The organism is Streptomyces sp. NPDC014734, from assembly GCF_043083325.1.
Taxonomy (GTDB): Bacteria; Actinomycetota; Actinomycetes; order Streptomycetales; family Streptomycetaceae; genus Streptomyces.
The window spans coordinates 81,069-100,498 of the sequence record NZ_JBIBYN010000021.1 but is presented as its reverse complement, the minus strand read 5'-3'; the positions used below and the strand labels follow the sequence as shown (position 1 = coordinate 100,498).

Annotated in this window: 16 protein-coding genes; 1 reads left to right on the top strand and 15 read right to left on the bottom strand. The window is 72.4% G+C overall.

The annotated features are described in order from the left end of the window. Positions 1-79: 79 nt before the first annotated feature. The 3 genes from rpe to fmt form a co-directional block, all read right to left on the bottom strand. Positions 80-763, bottom strand: coding sequence for a ribulose-phosphate 3-epimerase (rpe, locus tag ACF1CT_RS28530; protein ID WP_391786843.1), 684 nt, complete (start codon positions 761-763; stop codon positions 80-82). A gap of 190 nt (positions 764-953) precedes the next feature. Further along, complete coding sequence (locus ACF1CT_RS28525) at positions 954-2,387, bottom strand: RsmB/NOP family class I SAM-dependent RNA methyltransferase (protein WP_391786842.1); 1,434 nt, start codon at positions 2,385-2,387, stop codon at positions 954-956. 121 nt (positions 2,388-2,508) lie between these two features. Beyond that, positions 2,509-3,441 carry a methionyl-tRNA formyltransferase gene (fmt, locus tag ACF1CT_RS28520; RefSeq protein WP_391786841.1) on the bottom strand — a complete coding sequence of 311 codons (933 nt, stop codon included), beginning with the start codon at positions 3,439-3,441 and terminating at the stop codon, positions 2,509-2,511. A 278-nt stretch (positions 3,442-3,719) separates the two neighbouring features. Here fmt and ACF1CT_RS28515 point away from each other — a divergent pair, with 278 nt between their 5' ends. Further along, positions 3,720-4,268 carry a hypothetical protein gene (locus ACF1CT_RS28515; RefSeq protein ID WP_391786840.1) on the top strand — a complete coding sequence of 183 codons (549 nt, stop codon included), beginning with the start codon at positions 3,720-3,722 and terminating at the stop codon, positions 4,266-4,268. A 146-nt stretch (positions 4,269-4,414) separates the two neighbouring features. Here ACF1CT_RS28515 and ACF1CT_RS28510 read toward each other — a convergent pair whose 3' ends face one another. The 12 genes from ACF1CT_RS28510 to ACF1CT_RS28455 form a co-directional block, all read right to left on the bottom strand. Then, entirely contained in the window at positions 4,415-6,559 is a 2,145-nt protein-coding gene (locus tag ACF1CT_RS28510) for a primosomal protein N' (protein ID WP_391786839.1), read from the bottom strand. 137 nt (positions 6,560-6,696) lie between these two features. After that, the gene (gene metK, locus ACF1CT_RS28505) at positions 6,697-7,920 is read right to left on the bottom strand and encodes a methionine adenosyltransferase (RefSeq protein WP_391786838.1); all 1,224 of its coding nucleotides are present in this window, start codon (positions 7,918-7,920) and stop codon (positions 6,697-6,699) included. A 243-nt stretch (positions 7,921-8,163) separates the two neighbouring features. After that, positions 8,164-9,366 carry a bifunctional phosphopantothenoylcysteine decarboxylase/phosphopantothenate--cysteine ligase CoaBC gene (coaBC, locus tag ACF1CT_RS28500; RefSeq protein WP_391786837.1) on the bottom strand — a complete coding sequence of 401 codons (1,203 nt, stop codon included), beginning with the start codon at positions 9,364-9,366 and terminating at the stop codon, positions 8,164-8,166. A gap of 132 nt (positions 9,367-9,498) precedes the next feature. Continuing rightward, a complete protein-coding gene (gene rpoZ / locus ACF1CT_RS28495) occupies positions 9,499-9,771 on the bottom strand; it encodes a DNA-directed RNA polymerase subunit omega (RefSeq protein WP_003970369.1) in 273 nt (90 codons plus the stop codon). 127 nt (positions 9,772-9,898) lie between these two features. Continuing rightward, complete coding sequence (gmk, locus tag ACF1CT_RS28490; RefSeq protein WP_391786836.1) at positions 9,899-10,516, bottom strand: guanylate kinase; 618 nt, start codon at positions 10,514-10,516, stop codon at positions 9,899-9,901. Between the two features lie 37 nt (positions 10,517-10,553). After that, positions 10,554-10,877 carry an integration host factor gene (locus tag ACF1CT_RS28485; protein ID WP_014157387.1) on the bottom strand — a complete coding sequence of 108 codons (324 nt, stop codon included), beginning with the start codon at positions 10,875-10,877 and terminating at the stop codon, positions 10,554-10,556. 245 nt (positions 10,878-11,122) lie between these two features. After that, a complete protein-coding gene (gene pyrF, locus ACF1CT_RS28480; RefSeq protein WP_391786835.1) occupies positions 11,123-11,962 on the bottom strand; it encodes an orotidine-5'-phosphate decarboxylase in 840 nt (279 codons plus the stop codon). Next, positions 11,959-13,068, bottom strand: coding sequence for a quinone-dependent dihydroorotate dehydrogenase (locus tag ACF1CT_RS28475; protein ID WP_391786834.1), 1,110 nt, complete (start codon positions 13,066-13,068; stop codon positions 11,959-11,961). Before ACF1CT_RS28475 ends, pyrF begins: the two co-directional genes overlap by 4 nt. A 54-nt stretch (positions 13,069-13,122) precedes the next feature. Then, the gene (gene carB, locus ACF1CT_RS28470; protein WP_391786833.1) at positions 13,123-16,431 is read right to left on the bottom strand and encodes a carbamoyl-phosphate synthase large subunit; all 3,309 of its coding nucleotides are present in this window, start codon (positions 16,429-16,431) and stop codon (positions 13,123-13,125) included. Further along, positions 16,424-17,566 carry a glutamine-hydrolyzing carbamoyl-phosphate synthase small subunit gene (gene carA, locus ACF1CT_RS28465; RefSeq protein WP_391786832.1) on the bottom strand — a complete coding sequence of 381 codons (1,143 nt, stop codon included), beginning with the start codon at positions 17,564-17,566 and terminating at the stop codon, positions 16,424-16,426. The genes carB and carA overlap by 8 nt, the downstream gene beginning before the upstream one ends. After that, a complete protein-coding gene (locus ACF1CT_RS28460) occupies positions 17,563-18,147 on the bottom strand; it encodes a hypothetical protein (protein ID WP_391786831.1) in 585 nt (194 codons plus the stop codon). Before ACF1CT_RS28460 ends, carA begins: the two co-directional genes overlap by 4 nt. Next, positions 18,144-19,430, bottom strand: coding sequence for a dihydroorotase (locus ACF1CT_RS28455; RefSeq protein WP_391786830.1), 1,287 nt, complete (start codon positions 19,428-19,430; stop codon positions 18,144-18,146). The genes ACF1CT_RS28460 and ACF1CT_RS28455 overlap by 4 nt, the downstream gene beginning before the upstream one ends.

Genomic DNA, 19,430 nt, shown 5'->3' with positions numbered 1-19,430 from the left:
CCCGTTCATCTGCCCTTGGCCGGACGGACTTCCTCCCACGGCCGGGGCGGCCTCCGCCCGGAGACCGCCCGAGCGGCTCTCAGTGGCGGCACGCCCAGGCCGCCGAGGCCGTGGCCGTGTCCGCCCCGGCCCGCAGTGCGCGCACCGCTTCGGCCGGGTCCTCGGCCCCGTACACGGCCGAGCCCGCCACGAACACGTCCGCGCCCGCCTCGGCGCACCGCTCGATGGTGGTCGCGGAGACACCGCCGTCGACCTGGAGCCACACTTCGAGTCCGTGCTTGGAGATCAGCTCACGGGTGCGGCGGATCTTCGGCAGCATGATGTCCAGGAACGCCTGGCCGCCGAAACCCGGCTCCACCGTCATGATCAGCAGCATGTCGAGCTCGGGGAGCAGGTCCTCGTACGGCTCGATGGGCGTCGCGGGCTTGAGCGCCATGGAGGCCCTCGCCCCCTTGGCCCGGATCTCCCGCGCCAGCCGCACCGGGGCCGCCGCGGCCTCCACATGGAACGTGACGGAACCGGCACCCGCCTCGACGTACTGCGGCGCCCAGCGGTCCACGTCCTCGATCATCAGATGACAGTCCAGCGGAATGTCCGTGGCCCGGCCGAGCGCTTCCACGATCGGCACGCCGAGGGTCAGATTGGGGACGAAATGGTTGTCCATCACGTCGACGTGGAGCCAGTCGGCGCCTTCGACCGCCTTCGCCTCCTCGGCGAGGCGGGCGAAGTCGGCGGACAGGATGCTGGGGTTGATCTGGGCCATGTCCCAAGCCTGCCATGTTCCGCGTCACTTCCCCGCCTCGGCGGGGGCCAAAGCCTCACGGGATCATTACAGTTCGCGGAATCCCGGCCTTGCCATCGCCCGATCCGGACGTTTCGGCCCCCAACCGCCCCGCCGCCCGCTGCGTGGTCGACGGGTCCGCCACCGGTTCGGCGCGGCCCGGCCGTCCGCCTCAGCCGGTACGCCTCAGCAGTGCCAGGTACATCGCGTCAGTGCCGTGCAGATGCGGCCAGAGCTGGACGTCGGGGCCGTCGCCGAGGGCGGGCACTCCCGGCATCAGCGGACGGGCGTCGACCCACTCCGCCTCGACCGGCTGCCCGCCGCGCCCCTTGAGCACGTCCTCGACGACGACCCGGGTCTCCGCGAGGTGCGGGGAGCAGGTCGCGTAGCCGACGATGCCGCCGATCCGTACCGCCGCCAACGCCTCGCGCAGCAGGCCGCGTTGCAGGGGGGCGAAGCGCTCCAGGTCCTCCGGGCGACGCCGCCAGCGGGCCTCGGGGCGACGCCGCAGCGCGCCGAGGCCGGAGCACGGCACGTCCATCAGGACCCGGTCGAAGGTGCCGGGCCGCCACGGCGGGCGGGTGCCGTCGGCGGCGATCACCTGGTACGGCCCCGGGTTGCCGGCCAGCGCGCGCTCGACGAGACGGGCCCGGTGCGGCTGCTTCTCGGCTGCCAGCAGGGCGGCCCCGCGTCCGGCGGCGAGCGCGCCGAGCAGGGCGGCCTTGCCGCCGGGTCCGGCGCAGCCGTCGAGCCATCGGGTGTCGCGGCCCTCCAGCGGCGCGGCGGCGAGGGCCGCGGCCACCAGCTGGCTGCCCTCGTCCTGGACCCCGGCGCGCCCCTCGCGCACCGCCTCCAGGACGCCGGGCTCGCCGCCCTCCGCCATCCGCACGGCGTACGGCGACCAGCGGCCGGGCAGGCCGTTCTCCTCGCCGAGCGCGGTGAGGAGTTCGTCGGGGGTGGCGCGGCCGGGGCGGGCGACCAGTGTGACCTCGGGCCGTTCGTTGTCCGCTTCGAGGAGGTCCTCGATCCCGGCGCGGCCGCCGCCCAGCGCGTCCCAGAGGGCGGAGACGACCCAGCGGGGGTGCGAGTGCACGACCGCGAGGTGGTCCTCGGCGTCCTCGTCGTACGGCGGGGCCACCCGTGCCACCCAGCCGTCGAGATCGTCCGCGGCGACCTTCCGCAGGACGGCGTTCACGAACTTGGCGCGCCCCTCGCCGAGCACCACCCGGGCGAGTTCCACGCTGGCGGAGACCGCGGCGTGGGTCGGGATACGGGTGCCCAGGAGCTGGTGCACACCCATGTCCAGCACGTCCAGGACCGGTGGGTCGACCTCGCGCAGCGGCCGGTCGATGCAGGCCGCGACGATGGCGTCGTACGTCCCCTGGCGGCGCAGCGTCCCGTAGACCAGCTCGGTCGCCAGCGCCGCGTCCCGGTGGTCGAAGTCGCCCGCGGCACGTGCCTTCTTCAGCAGCGGCGGCAGGACGAGGTTGGCGTACGCGTCGCGTTCGTCGACGGCCCGCAGTGCCTCGAAGGCGAGGAAGCGGACGGGGTCCTTCTTGGGGCGGCGGTGCGGCTTGGCCGGGCGTCGGCGCTGCTGGTCGTTCACGTGAAAGGTGCTCCGCTGGTGGTGAGGGGGCGAACCCCGCCACCCTACGCCGCCGCCCGGCCCCGGCCGCCCGGACACCGCCGCCGGACCGGGGCGCTGGGCGGAGCCACCGGGGCCCGGCTCAGGTTCCCAGCAGCTCGCCGGGGACGATCCGTACCCCGCGGGCCCAGTCCGCGGCCCGCATCGGCTTCTTGCCCTGCGGCTGGACCCAGAGCAGCTCCACCGCGTGCGAGCCGGTGCCCACGTACACGTTGTTCTTGGCCGCGGACAGCTCGCCGGGGGCCAGGTCCGCACGGTCCAGGACCGGTGTCGCCTGGACCAGCTTCAGCCGTTCCCCCCGGAAGAGCGTCCAGGCGCCGGGGGCGGGGGTGCAGCCGCGCACCACCCGGTCGACCCGCAGGGCGGGGGCGGACCACCGCACCTGGGCGTCCTCGACGGTGATCTTCGGCGCGAGGGTGACGCCCTCGGCGGGCTGCGCCACGGCGTGCAGCGTGCCGTCCTCGATGCCGTCCATGGTCGCGACGAGCAGCCCGGCCCCGGCGAACGCCAGCCGGGTGAGCAGGTCGCCGCTGGTGTCGGTGGGACGCACCTCCTCGGTGAGGACGCCGTACACGGGTCCGGAGTCGAGCCCCTCCTCGATCAGGAAGGTCGACGCGCCGGTCACCTCGTCCCCCGCCATGAGCGCGTGCTGCACGGGCGCGGCTCCGCGCCAGGCGGGCAGCAACGAGAAGTGGAGGTTGACCCAGCCGCGGGCGGGCACGTCGAGCGCTGCCTTCGGCAGCAACGCCCCGTAGGCGACGACCGGGCAGCAGTCCGGGCCGATCTCCCGCAACCGCGCCAGGAAGTCCTCGTCGCGCGGCCGGGCGGGCTTGAGCACCTCGATCCCGGCCTCCTCGGCCCGCTCCGCGACCGGGCTGGCGACGAGTCGGCGGCCCCGGCCGGCGGGTGCGTCGGGACGGGTGACGACGGCCGCCACCTCGTGCCGGTCGGAGGCGATCAGGGCGTCCAGGGCGGGTACGGCTACCTCGGGGGTGCCTGCGAAGACGAGCTTCATGGGTGGCTGACTGCCTCTCGGGCCGGAACGTACGGTGGTGAACGACACGGGGGACGGCCGGCGAAGTGGGGTGACGCCGCCTCCGTCCACCGGCCGGACCAAGTCTATGGGCCGGGCGGCCGGGGGGCGTACGCATCACTGCGCGCCCCTCGTGGATGCGCTCGCGCCCCCGCAGCGTGACCAGATCACCGACTGCCGCGTTGGTCAAGAGAGATTGACCGAAGCGAGCCGCCATGGTGCGGCCGATCCCTTTCAACGCCGGTTCGAGAGGCTTCTTCATGGCCGACCACGCAACCCACGACGCCCAAGCGCGGGCCAGCCTGCATCTGTTGGTACGGGACATCGAGCGGGTCCGGCGGCAGGTGGACGCGCTCCGCACGCTCACCGCCCAACTGGGCAACGTCTACCGCCCGCGCCGCTCCGGCCCGTCCACGGGCTTCGTCGTCTACGGCAGGGCCCCGGCCCCCACCGTCAGGCTGGCCCAGGAACTGCGCGACAGTGTCGAGACCCTGGTCACCGCCGCGGTCGACTTCGACCGCTCGCTGGGCTTCTCCTGGGACGCGGTGGGTTCCGCCCTCGGGGTCACCAAGCAGGCGGTGCACCGCCGCTACGGCGCACGCCGCAACGCCCGGCAGACGGGAGCGCCCGAGGTCGCCGCGGACAGCGCGATGCCGCGTCCGTTGCCCGTGACGCCCGGATCGGGCAACGGATCGGCGCTGCCCGCCGTTCCCGCCGCCCGCTCCATGCCCCCGCAGCCCTCCGCCGACCGTCAGGGGCTGCGCGAGGACCTCCGTCCCGGGGCCTTCCCCGGCCCGCGCAACGGCTGACCACCCGTCCACTGCCCCGCCGCGCCCGACGCACGGCGGGGCAGCCGTGTGTCCGCCGGGAACACGCGTCGTCGCGCACGGCCCCGGCGGCCGGAGAGGCACCGCCCGCCCCGGACGGGCCGGGGCACCGCCGACCGCCCCTGCCGTCATCCGATGTCCGGCGGGTCCACCCTGATCCGGACCTGATCGCCGGTACCGCGGGAGAGCCGCGCCGCCTGCGCCGACTTCAGGGCCGCGGCCAGGGCCGCGCCGCTGCCCGGCGGCACCCTGACCAGAGCCCGCTCCCAGGCCTCTCCCGGTGGCGCGTCGCCGGACCTGCGGGGCCTGCCCGGTTCCGCCCGCGGTACCGGCACCGGGCCGAGCACCTGCGCCTCCGGAGGCAGTTCGGCGGCGGCGAGGAACGCGGCGAGGGCCTCCGGAGGGCCCGTCACCGAAACCATCCGGGACACCGGCGGAAAGCCCAGCTCGGCCCGTTCCGCCAGCTCACGGCGGGCGTGCCCCACCGGGTCCCAGCGCACCAGCGCCTGCACGGGGCGCAGGGTCGGCTCGGCGACGATCACCACCGTGCCGCCGTCGGGCCGGCCCCGTACCAGCGAGGCGGCGGCCAGCCAACGGCGCAGTGCCTCCTCCCCGGCCCGAAGATCGGGGCGCCCGACCATCGCCCACCCGTCCAGCAGCAGCGCCGCCGTGTAACCGCCCTCCGCCACGGGCTCGGCGCCCGGCGTGCTGACGACCAGCGCCGGCTGGTCCGGCACGGATTCCAGGACGTGGTCCCGGCCCGAGGTGCGCACCGGCACGGCGGGGAACGCCCGGCCGAGTTCCTCGGCGGTCCGGCGCGCTCCGACGATCTGGGCCCGCAGCCGGTTGCTGCCGCAGGCCACACAGTGCCAGGCGGTTTCGGCGCGTCCGCACCAGGCGCAGTCGAGCTCATGACGGTCCGGTGCCCGGAGCGGCCCGGCGCAGTGCCGGCACCGGGCCGGTTCGCGGCAGCGCTCGCACGCCAGCCGGGGGGCGTATCCGCGGCGCGGCACCTGGACCAGCACGGGCCCGCCGCGCAGCCCGTCGCGCACCGTCCGCCAGGCCAGGCTGGGCAGCCGGGCGGCCCGCGCGGCCCCGTCCCCGGCCAGTTCCCCGTCGCCGACGGTACGCACCAGGGGCGCCGCGATCCGCAGCTGTTCCCGGTCCGCGCCCAGCGGCAGCGCCCAACCGCTTTCCACCAGCTGCGCGGCCTCCACCGTGCAACTGGTGGAGCCGAGGAGAAAGCCGCACCGGGCGTGCGCCGCCCGGAGTTCGAGCACCTCGCGGACGTGCGGGAAGGGGGCGTTGTCGTCGCTGTGGCTGGAGTCGCCGTCGTCCCAGACCGCCACCAGGCCCAGGTCCGCCACGGGGGCGAACATCGCGGCCCTCGTCCCGACGACCGCCCGGACGGAACCGCGCCGCACGGCCAGCCATTCCCGGTACCGCTTCTCCGGTCCGGAGTCGGCGGTCAGCAGCGCGTGGTGTCCCTCTCCGAGCAGGCCGGTGAGCGCGGCGTCCACCCGCCCGGCGACCCGGCCGTCCGGGACGACCACCAGTGCGCCCCGGCCGGAGGCGAGTGCGGCGGCCACGGCCGCGGCGATCTCCTGGGGCCAGTGCGGTCCGGGCAGTGCCGTCCACACGGCCCGGGGCGCACCGCCCTCGGCCAGGGCCCGCAGGAACGCGGGCCCCTGCGGGTACCGGTCCCAGCTGCCGGTCGGCGGCACGGGGGGCGGGGGCAGGGGGGCGGGCGAGGGCCTGGACTCGGCTCTGCCGTTCCGGGGCGGCACGGCAAGTTGCAGGACGTCGGCGAGGCTGCCCGCGTACCGGTCGGCGACGGCCCGGGCGAGCGCGAGCAGTTCCGGGCTCAGCACCGGTTCGGGCGACACGACGTAGGCGAGCGCGGCGAGGGCGCCGCTGTAGTCGGACTCGGCGAGCCGCTCGACGAGGTACCCGTCGATCAGGCCACCGCCCTCACGTCTGCCGCCCCTGACCTGGCGGCCCCCGGCCCCGAACCGCACCCTCACCCGCACCCCGGGCCGCGCCTCCGCGTCGAGCTCCTCGGGCACGGCGTAGTCGAAGTACTGGTCGAGGTGGAGGGCGCCCTTGTTGACCAGCACCCGGGCGACGGGCAGCCGCTCGGCGAGCTTGGCGCCGCGCCAGGTCCGCGGCTTGGCCCGCGGCACCTTCGCGCTCCGCACCGTCTCACGGATCAGCGCGAGCTGCTCCGGGGCCCCGCCGCCGGGGTCCTCGGACCGCTTGTCGTCGCTGCTCACAGCCACATTCCTACCAGAGGCCACGGACAACGTGCCCCCGGTGGCAAGGCGCCCGGAGGCCGGACGCGCCGGGGCCCGGCCACCCTGTGCGGTGGCCGGGCCCCGGCGCGTGTGCGAAGGGCGAATGCCCTCAAGGGTTACAGCCCGGCGGCCTCGCGCAGGGCCTCGACCCGGTCCGTGCGCTCCCAGCTGAAGTCCGGCAGCTCACGGCCGAAGTGGCCGTACGCCGCGGTCTGGGCGTAGATCGGACGCAACAGGTTGAGATCGCGGATGATCGCGGCCGGGCGGAGGTCGAAGACCTCGCCGATGGCGTGCTCGATCTTCTCGGTCTCGATGGTGGCGGTACCGAACGTCTCGACGAACAGGCCGACCGGCTCGGCCTTGCCGATCGCGTACGCGACCTGGACCTCGCACCGGGAGGCGAGACCCGCGGCGACGACGTTCTTGGCGACCCAGCGCATGGCGTAGGCGGCCGAGCGGTCGACCTTGGACGGGTCCTTGCCCGAGAAGGCGCCGCCGCCGTGGCGGGCCATGCCGCCGTAGGTGTCGATGATGATCTTGCGGCCGGTCAGGCCGGCGTCGCCCATCGGGCCGCCGATCTCGAAACGCCCGGTCGGGTTGACCAGCAGACGATAGCCCTCGGTGTCCAGCTTGATGCCGTCCTCGACGAGCTGTGCGAGCACGTGCTCGACGACGAACTCGCGGATGTCGGGCGCGAGCAGCGAATCGAGGTCGATGTCACTGGCGTGCTGCGAGGACACGACGACCGTGTCGAGCCGGACCGCCTTGTCGCCGTCGTACTCGATGGTGACCTGGGTCTTGCCGTCGGGACGCAGGTACGGGATGGTGCCGTTCTTGCGGACCTCGGAGAGCCTGCGCGAGAGCCGGTGCGCGAGGTGGATCGGCAGCGGCATGAACTCGGGCGTCTCGTCGCACGCGTAGCCGAACATCAGGCCCTGGTCGCCGGCGCCCTGCTTGTCGAGGTCGTCGCCGTCCTCGCCCTCGGCGGAACCCTCGACGCGTGCCTCGTACGCCGTGTCGACGCCCTGCGCGATGTCGGGCGACTGCGCGCCGATGGACACCGAGACGCCGCAGGAGGCGCCGTCGAAGCCCTTCTTGGAGGAGTCGTAGCCGATCTCCAGGACCTTGTTGCGCACAAGGGTCGGGATGTCGGCGTAGGCCTTGGTCGTGACCTCACCCGCGACATGCACCAGACCGGTGGTGATCAGGGTCTCGACGGCGACACGCGAGGTGGGGTCCTCACGGAGCAGGGCGTCGAGGATCGTGTCGCTGATCTGGTCAGCGATCTTGTCGGGGTGGCCCTCGGTGACGGACTCCGAGGTGAAGAGACGGCGGGACACATCGCTCCCTGGGGTTGCAGCGGCTGCTGGCTGATCATTTGGCGGACCGCCGGGAGCTGCGCCCGGCACGGTCCTGGGACAGTTTATCGGTCACTTCCGTTCGGTGGACAGCGCGTCTCGTCCTTTGGGAGTCCCACGGTGGCCGGAACGGTGCCGGAAGACCGGGAACCGTCCTCCCCGATATGCCATTCATGCCCGATTTTCCGGGGCAATCGGGCCCTGTCGGAACATGAAACGAGATCTTCATCCCAAACGCGGCGACACGAGATCCCAGACCGTGTCGGCGAGCGCTTCCTTGGGGCCGTGGGGCACCGGCGTCTCGGCGCCGTCGGCCGCGAGCACCACGGCCTCGTTGTCCTCGGAACCGAAGGTCCGGCGCTCCCCCACCTCGTTGACGACCAGGAGATCGCAGCCCTTGCGGCGGAGCTTCTCGCGTCCGTTGGCGAGGACGTCGTCGGTCTCGGCGGCGAACCCGACCACGACCTGCCCCGGCCGGGCGCGTTCGGCGGACACCTCGGCGAGGATGTCCGGATTACGGACCAGCGCGATGGGCGCGGGCTCCTGGCCGTCCTTCTTCTTGATCTTCCCCGACGCGTACGCGGCCGGACGGAAGTCGGCGACCGCGGCGGCCATCACGACCACGTCGGCGTCCTCGGCGGCCCCGAGCACCGCCTCGCGCAGCTGCACCGCGGTCCCGGCGTGCAGGACGTCGGCGCCCGCCGGATCGGGCAGGCCGGTGTTGGCCTCGATCAGGGTGACCCGGGCGCCGCGGGCGACCGCGGTGCGCGCCAGGGCGTACCCCTGCTTGCCGGAGGAGCGGTTTCCGAGGTAGCGCACGGGGTCGAGCGGTTCGCGGGTGCCCCCCGCGCTGATCACGACGTGCCGGCCCGCCAGGTCCGTCCCGGCCGCCCCCCGGGCCAGCACGCGCCGACAGACCTCGAAGATCTCCCCGGGATCGGGCAGCCTGCCCTTTCCGGTGTCGACGCCGGTGAGCCGGCCGACCGCGGGTTCGATGACGACGGCGCCGCGGCGGCGCAGCGCGGCCACGTTCTCCCGGGTGGCGGGGTGCTCCCACATCTCGGTGTGCATGGCGGGCGCGAAGACCACCGGGCAGCGCGCGGTGAGGAGTGTGTTGGTGAGCAGGTCGTCGGCGAGGCCGTGGGCGGCCCGGGCGAGCGTGTCCGCGGTGGCCGGGGCGACGACGACCAGGTCGGCGGCCTGCCCGATCCGGACGTGCGGCACCTCGTGGACATCGTCCCAGACCTCTGTCGCGACCGGGTGCCCGGAGAGCGCCGACCAGGTGGCCGCCCCCACGAAGTTGAGCGCCGACTCCGTCGGCACGACCCGTACGTCGTGGCCGGACTCGGTCAGCCGGCGCAGGAGCTCGCACGCCTTGTACGCGGCGATGCCTCCGCTGACCCCCAGAACGACCTTCGGCTTGTCCACTGCGTCTCCCCGCACTCGGATACGAACACCCCCATGCTGCCGCACGGCACCCGTTCGGGCGCCGCCGCCCCGGACACACCACAGGCCCGGCGGTCATGGCCGCCGGGCCTGTGGTGAAGGTGCAGTCCCTGCCTACTGCGCGGGGCCCTCGATGGCCTCGGAGGTGAGCAGGCCCGCGTTGATCTCGCGGAGCGCGATCGAGAGCGGCTTCTCGTGCACGTGGGTGTCGACGAGCGGACCGACGTACTCCAGGAGACCCTCGCCGAGCTGCGAGTAGTACGCGTTGATCTGGCGCGCGCGCTTGGCCGCGTAGATCACGAGGCTGTACTTCGAGTCGGTGGCCTCAAGGAGCTCATCAATCGGCGGGTTGATGATGCCCTCGGGCGTGGTGATGGAAGAGGACACTCTCTGCCTTCCGAAGGGGGTGAAGATCAAAGAAACCTTTGACAGCGCGGAGTTCCGTGATGGTGCCGGTGCGACTGCGGGTCGATGTCCGTCGGCCGACGGTTGTCGGTCGATGTCGTCGACGTGATCAGTCGGTGCCGTCACTGCGGTCGGAAGACTCCAGCATCAAGGCTAGCAGCTCGCGCGCGACGTCCTCGACGGAGGTGTTGACCAGGGTGGTGTCGAACTCGGACTCGGCCGCCAGTTCGATCCTGGCGGCGGCCAGCCGTCGTTCGATCACCTCGGCCGACTCGGTGCCGCGGCCGGTGAGCCGCCGGACCAGCTCCTCCCAGCTCGGCGGGGCCAGGAAGACGAGCCGGGCGTCCGCCATCGACTGCCGGACCAGCCGGGCGCCCTGGAGGTCGATCTCCAGCAGCACCGGCTCACCCGCCTCCAGCCGCTGGAGCACCGCGCGGCGCGGCGTGCCGTAGCGGTTGCCCGCGAACTCGGCCCACTCCAGCAGCTCGCCGTTGGCGATCAGCTTGTCGAACTCGTCGTTCTCCACGAAGAAGTAGTGGACACCGTCGCGCTCGCCGGGGCGCGGCTTGCGGGTCGTCGCCGACACCGAGAGCCATACCTCGGGGTGGGCCTTGCGCATATGGGCGACGACCGTGCTCTTGCCGACCCCGGAGGGGCCGGAGAGCACGGTCAGCCGCGGACGTACGTCCGGGGGTACGGGGGACGTCCCCCGGGATGTTGCAGCCATGGGGCGATTATCCAGGTTCTCGGGGGTGCCCGAGAACTCAGGCGGCGCTGCCGCCGAACTCCCGCTCCAGGGATGCGATCTGGTTGGAGCCGAGACCCCGGACCCGGCGGCTCTCGGAGATGCCGAGCCGCTCCATGATCTGCTTGGCGCGGACCTTGCCCACGCCCGGCAGGGACTCCAGCAGGGCGGAGACCTTCATCTTCCCGATGACGTCGTTCTCCTGCCCCTGCTTGATGACCTCGTGGAGGGAGGCGCCGGAGTGCTTGAGTCGATTCTTGACCTCGGCCCGCTCCCGGCGAGCCGCGGCGGCCTTTTCGAGCGCGGCTGCGCGCTGTTCAGGGGTAAGGGGCGGAAGAGCCACGCCTACGTCACCTCGGATGTCGATCTGTCGGATACGGACCGGTGAGGAAGCATTTCGCTCCACACCAGGTGAGCGACGGACCACATGTGTTCGTCGGCTCTCGACGGAGACTAGCGGCCTGAACCGTCCGAGTCAGCGAGAACCAGCGAAAAGTCCTGGTCAGCCTCTGCCGACCAGGACATTTCAGGCATAACAACCGAGTTTTTTCGGTCAGGGTACGGTCGACACGCGAATGCGTGGCATGGTCACGTACCCGAGACCGCCGTTCGGACCTCTTCCGTGAGCCGGTCGGCGGCTTCGCGCAGCCCCGCCGCGTCCGGTCCGCGGCTCAGCACGCCGCGGCTCACGCTGGGCAGCACGTTGCCCACTGCGGAGCCGAAGACCCCGGGCAGATCGGCGGGGGTCGCGCCCTGGGCCCCGATGCCGGGGGCGAGCAGGGGACCGTTGATCGCGAGATCCGCCCCCGCGTCGCCGAGCGTGGCGCCGACCACCGCGCCGACGGAGCCGAGCGGGGTCATTCCCTCGTTCTCGGCGGCCATGTGGTCGAGCATCAGCTGGGCCAGCGAACGGCCGTCGGCGGCGGTGGCGCGCTGTACCTCCGCGCCCTCCGGGTTGGAGGTGAGGGCGAGCACGAAGACGCCCGAGCCGGAGAGGACCGCCGCGTCCAGTGCCGGGCGCAGCGAGCCGAAGCCCAGATACGGCGAGACGGTGACCGCGTCGGAGAACAGCGGCGAGCCGGGGTCCAGGTAGGTTGCCGCGTAGGCCCCCATGGTGGAGCCGATGTCGCCGCGCTTGGCGTCCATCAGGACGAGCGCTCCGGCCGCCCGCGCCTCCTCGACCGCCTTCTCCAGCACCGCGATGCCGCGCGAGCCGAAGCGTTCGAAGAACGCGGACTGCGGCTTGAGCACGGCGACCCGGTCGGCGAGTGCCTCGACGACCGTACGCGTGAACCGCTCCAGCCCGGCGATGTCGTCGGCGAGGCCCCAGGCGGTGAGCAGCGAGGCGTGCGGGTCGATGCCGACGCAGAGCGGCCCGCGGGTGTCCATGGCGCGGCGCAGTCGTGCGCCGAACGGTTCCTGGCTCATGCCGCGGCCTTCCTGGTCTCCGCGCCGACGGCCTCGGCGAGGGTGGCGTACGGGGATGCGGCCAGGCGCGCGGCCAGGCCCTTGTGGACCGCCCGGGCGTAGAACGGGCCCCGGTAGATGAAGGCGCTGTATCCCTGGACGAGCGTGGCGCCGGCGAGGATGCGCTGCCAGGCGTCCTCGGCGTTCTCGATGCCGCCGACACCGACCAGGGTGATCCGGTCGCCCACGCGTGCGTAGAGGCGGCTCAGGACCTCCAGGGAGCGTGCTTTGAGGGGCGCTCCGGAGAGTCCGCCGGTCTCCCCGGTCAGGGAGTCCGGGGAGCGCAGGCCGAGGCCGTCGCGGGCGATGGTGGTGTTGGTGGCGATGATGCCGTCCAGACCCAGCTCGACCGCGAGGTCGGCGACCGCGTCGACGTCCTCGTCCGCGAGGTCCGGGGCGATCTTGACGAGCAGCGGGACCCGGCGGTCGGTCACGGTGCGGTCGGCGGCCTCGCGCACGGCGGCGAGCAGCGGGCGGAGCGCCTCGGTGGCCTGGAGGTTGCGCAGACCGGGGGTGTTGGGCGAGGAGACGTTCACGACGAGGTAGTCGGCGTGCGGGGCGAGCCGCTCGGTGGAGGTGACGTAGTCACCGGCCGCCTCGGCCTCCGGCACGAGCTTCGTCTTGCCGATGTTGACGCCGACCGTGGTCCTGAAGACCGGGTTGCGGGCGGCAAGGCGCCGGGCCACCGCGGCCGAGCCCTCGTTATTGAAGCCCATGCGGTTGATCAGCGCGCGGTCCGCGACGAGGCGGAAAAGGCGCTTTTTGGGGTTGCCGGGCTGCGGTTCGCCGGTGACCGTGCCGATCTCGACGTGGTCGAAGCCGAGCATGGCCATGCCGTCGATCCCGACGGCGTTCTTGTCGAAGCCGGCGGCCAGGCCGAACGGGCCGTGCATCCGCAGCCCGAACGCCTCGGTGCGCAGTCGCTCGTACCGGGGGGCGAGCACGGCGGCGGCGAAGGTGCGCAGGACGGGGACGCGGGCGGCCAGGCGGATCCAGCGGAAGGCCAGGTGGTGCGCCTGTTCGGGGTCCATCCGCCGGAAGATCAGCCGGAAGAAGAATGTGTACATCGGGGTGTCCTCACAGAGAGGGGGCACCGTTTCCGGTGCCCCCCTGCCGGTCTGCTAGTCGCGGGCCGCGGTCAGATGTTCCGCGTGTTCCTGGAGGGAACGGACCCCGACGTCTCCGTGGGTGAGCGCGTCGATGCCCTGGACGGCGGCGGCGAGCGCCTGGACCGTCGTCAGGCACGGCACGGACCGGGCCACGGCGGCGGTGCGGATCTCGTAGCCGTCGAGGCGGCCGCCCGTGCCGTACGGCGTGTTGACGATCAGGTCGACCTCGCCCGCGTGGATCAGCTGGACGATGGTCCGCTCGCCCTCGGGGCCCACGCCCTCGGACTGCTTGCGCACGACCGTGGCGTTGATGCCGTTGCGCCCCAGGACCTCGGCGGTGCCGGAGGTGGCGAGCAGTTCGAAGCCGTGGGCGACGAGTTCGCGCGCCGGGAAGATCATCGAGCGCTTGTCGCGGTTGGCGACCGAGATGAACGCGCGGCCCTTGGTGGGCAGCGGCCCGTAGGCGCCGGCCTGCGACTTGGCGTACGCCGTGCCGAAGACCGAGTCGATGCCCATGACCTCGCCGGTGGAGCGCATCTCCGGGCCGAGGACGGTGTCGACGCCGCGGCCGTGGATGTCGCGGAAGCGCGACCACGGCATGACGGCCTCCTTGACGGAGATCGGGCCGTCCAGTGGCAGCGTGCCGCCGTCGCCGTGCGCCGGGAGCAGGCCCTCCGCGCGCAGTTCGGCGATGGTCGCGCCCAGCGAGATCCGGGCGGCGGCCTTGGCGAGCGGGACGGCGGTCGCCTTCGAGGTGAAGGGGACGGTGCGCGAGGCGCGCGGGTTGGCCTCCAGGACGTACAGGATGTCGCCGGAGAGCGCGAACTGGATGTTGATCAGTCCGCGGACGCCGACGCCCTCGGCGATGCCCTCGGTGGAGGCGCGCAGCCGCTTGATGTCGAAGCCGCCGAGCGTGATCGGGGGCAGCGCGCAGGCGGAGTCGCCGGAGTGGATGCCGGCCTCCTCGATGTGCTCCATGACGCCGCCGAGGTAGAGCTCGGTGCCGTCGTAGAGCGCGTCGACGTCGATCTCGATCGCGTCGTCGAGGAAGCGGTCGACCAGGACCGGACGGGTGGGGCTGATCTCGGTGGACTCGGCGATGTAGGCGGCGAGCCGCGTCTCGTCGTAGACGATCTCCATGCCGCGGCCGCCGAGCACGTACGACGGGCGCACGAGGACCGGGTAGCCGATCTCGTCGGCGATGGCCTTGGCCTCGTCGAAGGTGGTGGCGGTGCCGTGCTTCGGCGCGGGCAGCCCGGCCTCGGCCAGGACGCGGCCGAAGGCGCCGCGGTCCTCGGCGGCGTGAATGGCCTCCGGGGGGGTGCCGACGACCGGGACGCCGTTGTCCTTGAGCGCCTGCGACAGGCCGAGCGGGGTCTGTCCGCCGAGCTGGACGACGACACCGGCGACCGGGCCCGCGAGGGTCTCCGCGTGCACGATCTCCAGCACGTCCTCCAGCGTCAGCGGCTCGAAGTACAGCCGGTCGGAGGTGTCGTAGTCGGTGGAGACGGTCTCCGGGTTGCAGTTGACCATCACGGTCTCGTAGCCCGCGTCGCTGAGCGCGAAGGAGGCGTGGACGCAGGAGTAGTCGAACTCGATGCCCTGGCCGATGCGGTTGGGGCCGGAGCCGAGGATGATCACCGCCGGCTTGGTGCGGGGGGCGACCTCGCTCTCCTCGTCGTAGCTGGAGTAGAAGTACGGCGTCTTCGCGGCGAACTCGGCGGCGCAGGTGTCGACCGTCTTGTAGACCGGGCGGATGCCGAGCGCGTGGCGCACCTCGCGTACGACGTCCTCGCGCAGCCCGCGGATCTCGCCGATCTGGGCGTCGGAGAAGCCGTGCCGCTTGGCCTCGGCGAGCAGTTCGGGGACGAGCTCGTCGGCGGCGGCGAGTCCGTCGGCGATCTCCTTGATCAGGAAGAGCTGGTCGACGAACCAGGGGTCGATCTTCGTCGCCTCGAAGACCTCCTCCTGGGTGGCGCCGGCCCGGATCGCCTGCATGACGGCGTTGATCCGGCCGTCGGTCGGGCGGACCGCCTCGGCCAGCAGCTCGGTCTTGTCGCCGGGCTCGCCGGTGAAGGCGAACTGCGAGCCCTTCTTCTCCAGGGAGCGCAGCGCCTTCTGGAGGGCCTCGGTGAAGTTCCGGCCGATGGCCATTGCCTCGCCGACCGACTTCATGGTGGTGGTGAGGGTGGAGTCGGCGGAGGGGAACTTCTCGAAGGCGAACCGCGGGGCCTTGACCACGACGTAGTCGAGCGTCGGCTCGAAGGAGGCCGGGGTCTTCTCGGTGATGTCGTTGGGGATCTCGTCGAGCGTGTAGCCGACGGCCAGCTTGGCGGCGATCTTGGCGATCGGGAAGCCGGTGGCCTTCGAGGCGAGCGCCGAGGAGCGGGAGACCCGCGGGTTCATCTCGATGACGATGATCCGGCCGTCGACCGGGTCGACGGCGAACTGGATGTTGCAGCCGCCGGTGTCGACGCCGACCTCGCGGATGATCGCGATGCCGATGTCGCGCAGCCGCTGGTACTCGCGGTCGGTGAGCGTCATCGCCGGGGCGACGGTGATCGAGTCACCGGTGTGGACGCCCATCGGGTCGAAGTTCTCGATGGAGCAGACGACCACGACGTTGTCGTTCCGGTCGCGCATCAGCTCCAGCTCGTACTCCTTCCAGCCGAGGATGGACTCCTCCAGGAGCACCTCGGTGGTCGGGGAGAGCGTGAGGCCCTGTCCGGCGATGCGGCGCAGCTCCTCCTCGTCGTGGGCGAAGCCGGAGCCGGCGCCGCCCATGGTGAAGGAGGGGCGGACGACCACGGGGTAGCCGCCGAGCGTGTCCACGCCCGCCAGGACCTCGTCCATGGTGTGGCAGATGACCGAGCGGGCGGACTCGCCGTGGCCGATCTTGGCGCGGACCGCCTCGACGACGCCCTTGAAGAGGTCGCGGTCCTCGCCCTTGTGGATGGCCTCGACATTGGCGCCGATGAGCTCGACGCCGTACTTCTCCAGGACACCGTTCTCGTGCATGGAGATCGCGGTGTTGAGCGCGGTCTGTCCGCCCAGGGTGGGGAGCAGCGCGTCGGGGCGCTCCTTGGCGATGATCTTCTCGACGAACTCGGGGGTGATCGGCTCGACGTAGGTGGCGTCGGCGATCTCCGGGTCGGTCATGATCGTGGCCGGGTTGGAGTTGACCAGGATGACGCGCAGGCCCTCGGCCTTGAGGACGCGGCAGGCCTGGGTGCCGGAGTAGTCGAATTCGGCGGCCTGTCCGATGACGATCGGACCGGAGCCGATGACCAGGACGGACCGGATATCGGAGCGCTTAGGCACGCTGGCCCTCCATCAGGGTGACGAAACGGTCGAAGAGGTACGCGGCGTCGTGCGGGCCGGCAGCCGCTTCGGGGTGGTACTGGACGCTGAAGGCGGGCCGGTCGAGGAGCTGGAGCCCCTCGACGACCTGGTCGTTCAGGCAGACGTGGGAGACCTCGGCGCGGCCGAACTCGGTGTCGGAGACCTTGTCGAGAGGGGCGTCGACGGCGAAGCCGTGGTTGTGCGCGGTGACCTCGACCTTGCCGGTCGTACGGTCCTGCACCGGCTGGTTGATGCCGCGGTGGCCGTACTTCAGCTTGTAGGTGCCGAAGCCGAGGGCGCGGCCCAGGATCTGGTTGCCGAAGCAGATACCGAAGAGCGGGGTGGAGCGCTCCAGGACGCCGCGCATGACGGAGACCGGGTGGTCGGCGGTGGCGGGGTCGCCGGGGCCGTTGGAGAAGAAGACGCCGTCGGGCTCGACCGCGTACACGTCCTCCAGGGTCGCGGTGGCGGGCAGCACGTGCACCTCGATGCCGCGTTCGGCCATCCGGTGCGGTGTCATGCCCTTGATGCCGAGGTCGATCGCGGCGACGGTGAACTTCTTCGTGCCGATCGCCGGGACGACGTAGGTCTCCTTGGTGGCGACCTCGGCGGAGAGGTCGGCGCCCACCATCTCGGGGGCCCGCTGGACGCGGGCGAGCAGCGCGGCCTCGTCGGCGACGGCGTCGCCGGAGAAGATGCCGACCCGCATCGCGCCGCGCTCGCGCAGGTGGCGGGTGAGGGCGCGGGTGTCGACGCCGCTGATGCCGACGACGCCCTGGCGCGCGAGTTCCTCGTCGAGCGAGCGCCGGGCGCGCCAGTTGGACGGGACCCGGGCGGGGTCGCGGACGACGTAGCCGGAGACCCAGATGCGTCCGGACTCGGGGTCCTCGTCGTTGACGCCGGTGTTGCCGACGTGCGGGGCCGTCATCACGACGACCTGGCGGTGGTAGGAGGGGTCGGTCAGCGTCTCCTGGTAGCCGGTCATGCCGGTGGAGAACACCGCCTCGCCGAAGGTCTCCCCCACGGCCCCATAGGCACGGCCGCGGAAGGTGCGGCCGTCCTCCAGGACGAGTACGGCGGGAGCTTTACCGGCTCCCCGGGTGGAGATCGTCATCGTGCGGTGCCTTCCGTCGTGCTGGTGAGTTGGTTGATGGCCTCGGCCCAGGCCGGGTGCTCGGCCGAGCGGTCCGAGCGGAAGCCGGAGTCGATCAGCTTGTCGCCGTGGGCCCAGGTGATGATCAGCAGGCCGCCCTCGGGGAGGACCTTGCCCGCGATGCCCTTGTCGAGCCGGGCCCCGCGCAGGGCGTCGGCCGGGACGAAGAAGTCGGCCGCGCCGGGGCGTACGACGTCCAGGCCCCGGTCGGTCAGGGTCAGCTCGACGCGGCTGCGGGTGCCGAGGCCGTGCGCGACGATCCGGTCGAGCCACTGCCCGGCGGTCGTCGAGGCGTGGTACCTGCCGGTGAGCGTCAGCAGCTTCTCGTCGTCCGCGAACCCGTCCGGGGTCGGGACGAGCTCCGGCAGGCCGGACTGGAGGCTTCCGCGCCACTTCCATCCCTGGCGCATCAGCCAGTAGACGAAGGCGATGAAGACGATCAGTCCGATGACCCAGCTGATGCGAGCGGACCAGTCGGTCACTTCGGCCGATTTCTGCTCGGCGGCCAGCCGGAGGTACAGGTGGGTGGTGGGTGATGTCACGCGAGCTTCCCGTCGACGACCGTGGCACGGCCCCGCAGGAAGGTGTGGGTCACTCGGCCCGGCAGCTCGCGACCCTCGTACGGAGTGTTGCGGCTGCGGGAGGCGAAGCCCGCGGGGTCCACGACACCACGGTATGACGGATCGACCAGGGCGAGGTTGGCGGGCTCACCGGCCGAGACGGGCCGGCCCTGTCCGTCGAGCCTGCCGATGGCCGCCGGGCGGAACGACATCCGGTCGGCGACGCCCGCCCAGTCGATGAGGCCGGTGTCCACCATCGTCTGCTGGACGACGGAGAGCGCGGTCTCCAGGCCCACCATCCCCATGGCGGCGGCGGCCCACTCGCAGTCCTTGTCCTCGTGCGGGTGCGGGGCGTGGTCGGTGGCGACGCAGTCGATGGTGCCGTCGGCGAGCGCCTCGCGCAGCGCCATGACGTCGGCCTCGGTGCGCAGCGGCGGGTTCACCTTGTAGACCGGGTTGTAGGAGCGTACGAGCTCGTCGGTGAGGAGCAGGTGGTGCGGGGTGACCTCGGCGGTCACGTTCCAGCCCTTGGACTTGGCCCAGCGGACGATCTCGACGGAGCCCGCGGTCGACAGGTGGCAGATGTGCACCCGGGAGCCGACGTGCGCGGCGAGCAGGACGTCGCGGGCGATGATCGACTCCTCGGCGACGGCGGGCCAGCCGCCGAGACCGAGCTCCGCCGAGACGACGCCCTCGTTCATCTGGGCGCCCTCGGTCAGCCGGGGCTCCTGGGCGTGCTGGGCGACGACGCCGTCGAACGCCTTCACGTACTCCAGCGCGCGGCGCATGATGACCGCGTCGTCGACGCACTTGCCGTCGTCGGAGAAGACCTTCACTCCGGCGGCCGAATCGTGCATGGCGCCGAGTTCGGCGAGCTTCTTGCCCTCCAGGCCGACGGTGACGGCGCCGATCGGCTGCACGTCGCAGTAGCCGGACTCCTTGCCGAGCCGCCAGACCTGCTCGACGACGCCGGCGGTGTCGGCGACGGGGAAGGTGTTGGCCATGGCGTGCACGGCGGTGAAACCGCCGACGGCCGCCGCCTTCGTCCCGGTGAGGACGGTCTCGGAGTCCTCGCGGCCGGGCTCGCGCAGGTGGGTGTGGAGGTCGACGAGGCCGGGCAGCAGGATCTGTCCGGCCGCCTCGATCACGGTCGCGTCGGCGGCGTCGAGGCCGGTGCCGACCGCGCCGATGGTCTCGCCGTCGATCAGGACGTCCCTGACGTCGCCGCCGAGGACCTTCGCGCCGCGGATAAGGATCTTGCTCAT